General features: G+C 62.2%; 5 protein-coding genes. All 5 read right to left on the bottom strand.

Translation table 11 applies throughout. The features are described from left to right. Window positions 1-37: 37 nt before the first annotated feature. The 5 genes from pnp to infB all read right to left on the bottom strand — a co-directional run bounded on the left by pnp (window position 38) and on the right by infB (window position 6,783). Window positions 38-2,143 carry a polyribonucleotide nucleotidyltransferase gene (pnp, locus tag DM373_RS20015; RefSeq protein WP_110995212.1) on the bottom strand — a complete coding sequence of 702 codons (2,106 nt, stop codon included), beginning with the start codon at window positions 2,141-2,143 and terminating at the stop codon, window positions 38-40. A 244-nt stretch (window positions 2,144-2,387) separates the two neighbouring features. Then, window positions 2,388-2,657, bottom strand: coding sequence for a 30S ribosomal protein S15 (rpsO, locus tag DM373_RS20010; protein WP_009404303.1), 270 nt, complete (start codon window positions 2,655-2,657; stop codon window positions 2,388-2,390). A 149-nt stretch (window positions 2,658-2,806) separates the two neighbouring features. Beyond that, window positions 2,807-3,724, bottom strand: coding sequence for a tRNA pseudouridine(55) synthase TruB (truB, locus tag DM373_RS20005; protein ID WP_110995211.1), 918 nt, complete (start codon window positions 3,722-3,724; stop codon window positions 2,807-2,809). 3 nt (window positions 3,725-3,727) lie between these two features. Then, complete coding sequence (gene rbfA, locus DM373_RS20000; RefSeq protein WP_110995210.1) at window positions 3,728-4,126, bottom strand: 30S ribosome-binding factor RbfA; 399 nt, start codon at window positions 4,124-4,126, stop codon at window positions 3,728-3,730. 116 nt (window positions 4,127-4,242) lie between these two features. After that, entirely contained in the window at window positions 4,243-6,783 is a 2,541-nt protein-coding gene (gene infB, locus DM373_RS19995) for a translation initiation factor IF-2 (protein WP_110995209.1), read from the bottom strand. Between the last annotated feature and the right edge of the window lie 7 nt (window positions 6,784-6,790).

Below are 6,790 nucleotides of genomic sequence, written 5' to 3'. Positions count from 1 at the left end.
GGACCCCGAAGGGTCCTTCTTTCCAGCATCGAAATGCTTAGACGCCCGATGCCTTGGCAGCGGCAACGTCTTTGATCGACAGCTTGATACGGCCGCGGTTGTCCACGTCCAGTACCAGTACTTCGACTTCCTGGCCTTCCTTCAGGATGTCGGTGACCTTCTCTACACGCGCATCGCTGAGCATGGAGATGTGCACAAGGCCGTCCTTGCCCGGCAGGATGTTGACGAAGGCGCCGAAGTCGACGATGCGCTCGACCTTGCCGACGTAGATCTTGCCGATTTCGGCCTCTGCGGTGATGCCCAGGATGCGCTGCTTGGCAGCTTCAGCCGCTTCCTTGGTTTCACCGAAGATCTTGATCGAACCGTCGTCTTCGATGTCGATCGAAGCCTTGGTTTCTTCACAGATACCGCGGATGGTGGCGCCGCCTTTACCGATGACGTCACGGATCTTGTCGGTGTCGATCTTCATCGCGATCATGGTCGGTGCGTTGGCCGACAGCTCGGTGCGCGACTGGCCAATGATCTGGTTCATCTGGCCGAGGATGTTCAGGCGCGCTTCCAGGGCCTGGCCCAGGGCGATTTCCATGATCTCTTCGGTGATGCCGTTGATCTTGATGTCCATCTGCAGCGCGGTAACACCTTTGGCGGTACCGGCTACCTTGAAGTCCATGTCGCCCAGGTGGTCTTCGTCACCCAGGATGTCGGTCAGAATGGCGAACTTCTCGCCTTCCTTGACCAGGCCCATGGCGATACCGGCCACCGGTGCTTTCATCGGCACACCAGCGTCCATCAGGGCCAGGGAAGCGCCACAGACCGAAGCCATGGAGCTGGAGCCGTTGGACTCGGTGATTTCCGATACGACGCGGATGGTGTACGGGAACACGTCAGCGGCCGGCAGCATGGCCTGGACCGAACGACGGGCCAGACGGCCGTGACCGATTTCGCGACGGCCAGCACCGCCCATGCGGCCACACTCCCCTACCGAGAACGGTGGGAAGTTGTAGTGCAGCATGAAGGGGTCTTTCTTCTCGCCTTCGAGGGTGTCCAGCAGCTGGGCGTCACGCGCGGTGCCGAGGGTGGCAACCACCAGGGCCTGGGTTTCGCCACGGGTGAACAGGGCCGAACCGTGGGTCTTCGGCAGTACGCCGACTTCGATGTTCAGCGGGCGCACGGTCTTGGTGTCGCGGCCGTCGATACGTGGCTTGCCGTTGACGATGTTTTCGCGAACGGTGCGGTACTCGATCTCGCCGAAGATCTCTTTGACTTCGCCGGCCGATGGCTGGCCTTCTTCACCGGAGAACTTGGCAACCGCCTGGTCGCGCAGCTCGCCCAGGCGCGCGTAACGGTCGGCCTTGACGGTGATGGTGTAGCCCTGGGAGACCGCCTCGCCGAACTCGGCGCGGATGGCGTTGAACAGTTCGGTGTTGGCAACGGCCGGTTTCCAGTCCCAGGTCGGCTTGGCGGCTTCGGCAGCCAGCTCTTTGACAGCCTTGATCACGGCCTGGAATTCGTCGTGGGCGAACAGCACGGCGCCCAGCATCTGGTCTTCGGTCAGCTCTTTGGCTTCCGATTCAACCATCAGTACGGCATCGGCGGTACCGGCTACGACCATGTCCAGGCTCGAAGCGGCCTGCTGCTCGTAAGTCGGGTTCAGCAGGTAGCCGGTGCTTTCGTGGAAGGCAACGCGGGCGGCGCCGATCGGGCCTTCGAACGGAATGCCCGAAATGGCCAGGGCAGCCGAGGTACCGATCATCGCAGCGATGTCCGGATCGGTCTTCTTGCTGGTGGAAACCACGGTGCAGACAACCTGCACTTCGTTCATGAAACCTTCTGGGAACAGCGGGCGGATCGGGCGGTCGATCAGGCGCGAAGTCAGGGTTTCTTTTTCGGATGGGCGGCCTTCACGCTTGAAGAAACCACCTGGGATCTTGCCAGCGGCGTAGGTCTTTTCCTGGTAGTGCACGGACAGCGGGAAGAAGCCCTTGCTCGGGTCTGCCTGCTTGGCACCGACCACGGTCACCAGCACGGTGACATCGTTGTCGACGGTGACCAGCACAGCGCCGGTGGCCTGACGGGCAATGCGGCCCGTTTCGAGGGTAACGGTCGATTGACCGAACTGGAATTGCTTGATTACCGGGTTCACGGTTTCCTACCTTTTTCAGTGGCTCTGGGGGAACTGGTTTCTTGCGAATTCTTGGGCAGAACAGGGAATCGGCCCCGTTGACCGTCCAGATACAACACGAGGCTGGGAGCCTGGCGCCGAGCGGAAATCCCGCTCGGCATTGCCAGGCTGCCAACCTCGAAGATACGCATGACGTGCCCAACGGAAACGCTGCCAGGCAGCGTTGCCGATGAATGCGCCATGCACACCACTGACCAGGCCGCTATTAGCGACGCAGGCCCAGGCGACCGATCAGGGCGCTGTAACGAGTGGTGTCTTTGCCCTTCAGGTAGTCCAGCAGCTTACGACGCTGGTTAACCATACGGATCAGGCCACGACGCGAGTGGTGGTCTTTGCCGTTGGCCTTGAAGTGGCCTTGCAGCTTGTTGATGTTCGCGGTCAGCAGAGCAACCTGAACTTCCGGGCTACCAGTATCGCCAGCAGCTTGCTGGTAGTCGGCAACGATTTGAGCTTTTTCTTCAACGCTGAGGGCCATGTGGCTTCTCCTGATAAACGGATCCCGCAAGCGGAGTCCAATAGGCCAGGGACTTGATCCCTGTATTAATAAAAAAGGTGTGACCGTGCCTACTGACAGCCACCCTTGTATCCGCAGGCTTTAGCCGAAGCCTGGGCCTGCGGTTTCGGTCATTCCGACCGAATCAGCCGACGCGGCGCAACGCGCCCGTCTTCGCTCACTTCACCGATACCGATGAAGCGACCGTTGTGATCCTGTACGCGGACCATGCCGAACTGCGGCGCATCCGGGGCACGTACGGCCTGGCCATGCAGCCAGTAGAACGCACTGTGCTCGGAAAGGCTCAACAGCGGCCAGTCCTGCAGCCCGCTGTCGGACGGCATGAGGAAGCGATCGAGCGCTTCGTTGCCACCTTCGGCGTGGGCCTGTTCGAGCTCCTCGAGGGTCACGGTCTGTGCCAGCGCGAAGGGCCCGGCCTGGGTCCTGCGCAGCTCGGCGACATAGGCGCCGCAGCCAAGTGCCTCGCCGATATCCTCCACCAGGGTGCGGATATAGGTGCCTTTGCTGCATCCTACGCTCAGCCGTGCACGGGTGCCTTCGCACTCGAGCAACTCCAAGCGGCCAATAGTAACAGAACGCGCCTCGCGCTCCACTACCTCTCCTGCACGTGCCAGCTTGTAAAGCGGCTGGCCGTCACGCTTGAGCGCCGAGTACATCGGCGGTATCTGGCTGATCGGGCCGCGAAAACGCGGCAGCAGTGCCTCGATGTCGGCGCGACCGACGGTCACCTCACGGGTCTGCAGGACTTCGCCCTCGGCATCGCCGGTGTTGGTAGTCTGCCCCATCTGCATGACCGTTTCGTAGCCCTTGTCGGACTCGAGCAGGTATTGCGAGAACTTGGTCGCTTCACCGAAGCACAGCGGCAGCACGCCGCTGGCCAGCGGGTCGAGGCTGCCGGTGTGGCCGGCCTTCTCGGCATTGAGCAACCAGCGGACCTTCTGCAACGCGGCGTTGGAGGTGAACCCCAGCGGTTTGTCGAGCAGGATGATGCCGCTGACGTTGCGGCGGATACGTTTGACCTGGGCCACCGCTTACTCCTTGGCGCCCGGCTCGTCGGCATCCTTGTGCAGACGGTCTTCGGCGACCGCCCGCTCGATCAGTGCCGACAGGTGCACGCCACGGCTGACGCTTTCATCGAAGTGGAAGTGCAGTTGCGGCACGCTGCGCAGCTGCATCGAGCGGCCCAGGTGCAGGCGCAGGAAGCTGGCGGCACTGTTGAGGGCCTTGAGCGACTGCTGCACGGCGTCCGGGGTTTCTTCACCCATGACGGTGATGAAGACCTTGGCATGGCCTACGTCACGGCTGACGTCGACGGCGGTGATGGTCACCAGGCCCACGCGTGGGTCCTTGACTTCGCGGCGGATCAGTTCGGCCAGCTCACGCTGCATCTGATCGCCGATACGTTGGGTACGGCTGTATTCTTTTGCCATTTTTGCTACCTGTATCTAAAGCGGCAAACGCCCGGTTCAGACACAAGCCTGACCGGGCGCTACCTGCAGAGGCGCTGCCGACCGCCGTACGACGGGGGTTGGCAGCGGGCTCGCCCTTAAAGGGTACGAGCCACCTGGACTTTCTCGAAGACTTCGATCTTGTCGCCGACCTTGACGTCGTTGTAGCTCTTGACGCCAATACCGCACTCCATGCCGTTACGCACTTCGGCAGCATCGTCCTTGAAGCGACGCAGCGATTCCAGTTCGCCTTCGAAGATCACAACGTCGTCGCGCAGTACGCGGATCGGACGGTTGCGGTACACGGTACCCTCGATGACCATACAGCCAGCGATGGCGCCGAACTTCGGCGAGCGGAACACGTCACGCACTTCGGCGACACCCAGGATGTTCTCGCGAACATCGCTGCCGAGCATGCCGGTCAGGGCTTTCTTGACGTCTTCGATGATGTCGTAGATCACGTTGTAGTAACGCATATCCAGACCTTCCTGCTCGACGATCCGGCGCGCACCGGCATCGGCACGCACGTTGAAGCCGAACAGCACCGCGTTCGAGGCCAGTGCCAGGTTGGCGTCGCTCTCGGTGATACCACCGACGCCGCCACCGATCACACGCACCTGAACTTCGTCGTTGCCCAGGCCGCCGAGCGAGCCCTGCAGCGCTTCCAGGGAGCCACGCACATCGGTCTTGAGGACGATGTTGAGGGTCTTCTTCTCTTCCTGACCCATGGTCTCGAAGATGTTTTCCAGCTTGCCGGCGTGAGCACGGGCCAGCTTGACCTCACGGAACTTGCCTTGACGGAACAGGGCAACTTCACGGGCTTTCTTCTCGTCGGCCACCACGGACATTTCGTCACCGGCGTCCGGGGTGCCATCCAGGCCGAGGATCTCGACCGGGATCGACGGGCCGGCTTCCTTCACAGGCTTGCCGTTCTCGTCGAGCATGGCGCGCACGCGGCCATAGTTGGAGCCGACCAGGACCATGTCGCCCTGACGCAGGGTGCCGTCCTGAACCAGGATGGTGGCAACCGGGCCACGGCCTTTGTCCAGGCGCGATTCAACCACGACACCGCGACCTGGAGCAGTCGGGGTGGCGGTCAGTTCGAGAATCTCGGCCTGCAGCAGTACGGCTTCGAGCAGTTCGTCGACACCGGTACCCATCTTCGCCGACACCTTGACGAACGGCGTGTCACCACCCCAGTCCTCGGAGGTGACGCCTTCGACGGCCAGCTCGTTGCGGATGCGATCGAGGTCGGCACCCGGCTTGTCGATCTTGTTCACCGCAACCACCAGCGGCACGCCAGCAGCCTTGGCATGCTGAACGGCTTCGCGGGTCTGCGGCATCACACCGTCGTCCGCCGCCACCACCAGGATGACGATGTCGGTGGCCTTGGCACCACGGGCACGCATCTGAGTGAACGCAGCGTGGCCTGGGGTGTCGAGGAAGGTGACCATGCCACGGTCGGTTTCGACGTGGTAGGCACCGATGTGCTGGGTGATGCCACCGGCTTCGCCGGCTGCAACCTTGGCACGACGGATGTAGTCGAGCAGCGAGGTCTTACCATGGTCAACGTGACCCATGACGGTAACGACCGGCGCGCGCGATTCGACTTCACCTTCGAATTTCAGCGATTCGGCCAGGGAGTCTTCCAGGGCGGTATCGCTGACCAGGGTGACCTTGTGACCCAACTCTTCTGCTACCAGCTGAGCGGTTTCCTGGTCGAGCACCTGGTTGATGGTGACCGGAGTGCCCATCTTGAACATGAACTTGACGACTTCAGCGCCTTTGACCGACATGCGCTGGGCCAGGTCCGAAACCGTGATGGTCTCGCCGATGGTCACGTCACGGATGACGGGGCCGGACGGGCTCTGGAAGCCATGCTGGTTGCGCTTCTTGCCTTTGCTCTTGCCACCGCGGCCACGACGGAAACCATCGCTTTCTTCTTCGGTGGTACGCGGCGCGGCACGTGGAGTCGGAGCCTTTTCCTTCTCCTTGACCTTGACCTTGACCGACATGCGCGGCGCTTCGCCACGGCCGGCAGCAGCCGGGCCACCACCACGACGATCGTCGTCACGGCTGCGGCTTTCGTTGCGGCGGGTCTCGTCTTTCTTGCGCTCGGCAGCACGTGCGGCGGCGTCTTCGGACACCGGCGCATTGGCCACTACCGGGGCAGCGACAGCGGCAGGCTCGGCCTTGGCTACAGGGGCAGCGGCCGGGGCTTCGGCGGCCTGACGGCGTGCCTGCTCCTCGTTACGCTGGCGCACTTCGGCTTCGACCTTCTCGCGAGCGGCATTTTCAGCCGCGCGGCGCTCTTCTGCTTCACGCTTCTGCTCAGCCTGGATTTCTTCCGGGCTGCGCTGCACGAATACTTTCTTCTTGCGTACTTCTACGCTGATGCTCTTGCTACCGGCGACACGCAGGGTGCTGGTGGTCTTGCGCTGCAAGGTAATCTTGCGCGGCTCTTCCGCCTTGCTCTTGTGGCTGCTCTTCAAATGGGTCAGCAGGGTCTGCTTCTCATTATCGGTCACTACCTGACCGGCGTCGGTGTGCGGCAGACCTGCCTCACGCATCTGCTGCAGCAGGCGCTCTACCGGTGCCTCGACCTCTTGGGCCAGTTCTTTCACCGTGACTTGCGTCATGCACTTC

The organism is Pseudomonas sichuanensis (genome assembly GCF_003231305.1).
Taxonomy (GTDB): domain Bacteria; phylum Pseudomonadota; class Gammaproteobacteria; order Pseudomonadales; family Pseudomonadaceae; genus Aquipseudomonas; species Aquipseudomonas sichuanensis.
This window is presented reverse-complemented; position numbering and strand designations above follow the sequence as displayed.

What these genes read in the sequence shown, in the direction of transcription:
- rpsO (WP_009404303.1), bottom strand. Translation starts at nt 2,657, where the DNA reads ATGGCCCTCAGCGTTGAAGAAAAAGCTCAAATCGTTGCCGACTACCAG.
- rbfA (WP_110995210.1), bottom strand. Translation starts at nt 4,126, where the DNA reads ATGGCAAAAGAATACAGCCGTACCCAACGTATCGGCGATCAGATGCAG.
- infB (WP_110995209.1), bottom strand. Translation starts at nt 6,783, where the DNA reads ATGACGCAAGTCACGGTGAAAGAACTGGCCCAAGAGGTCGAGGCACCG.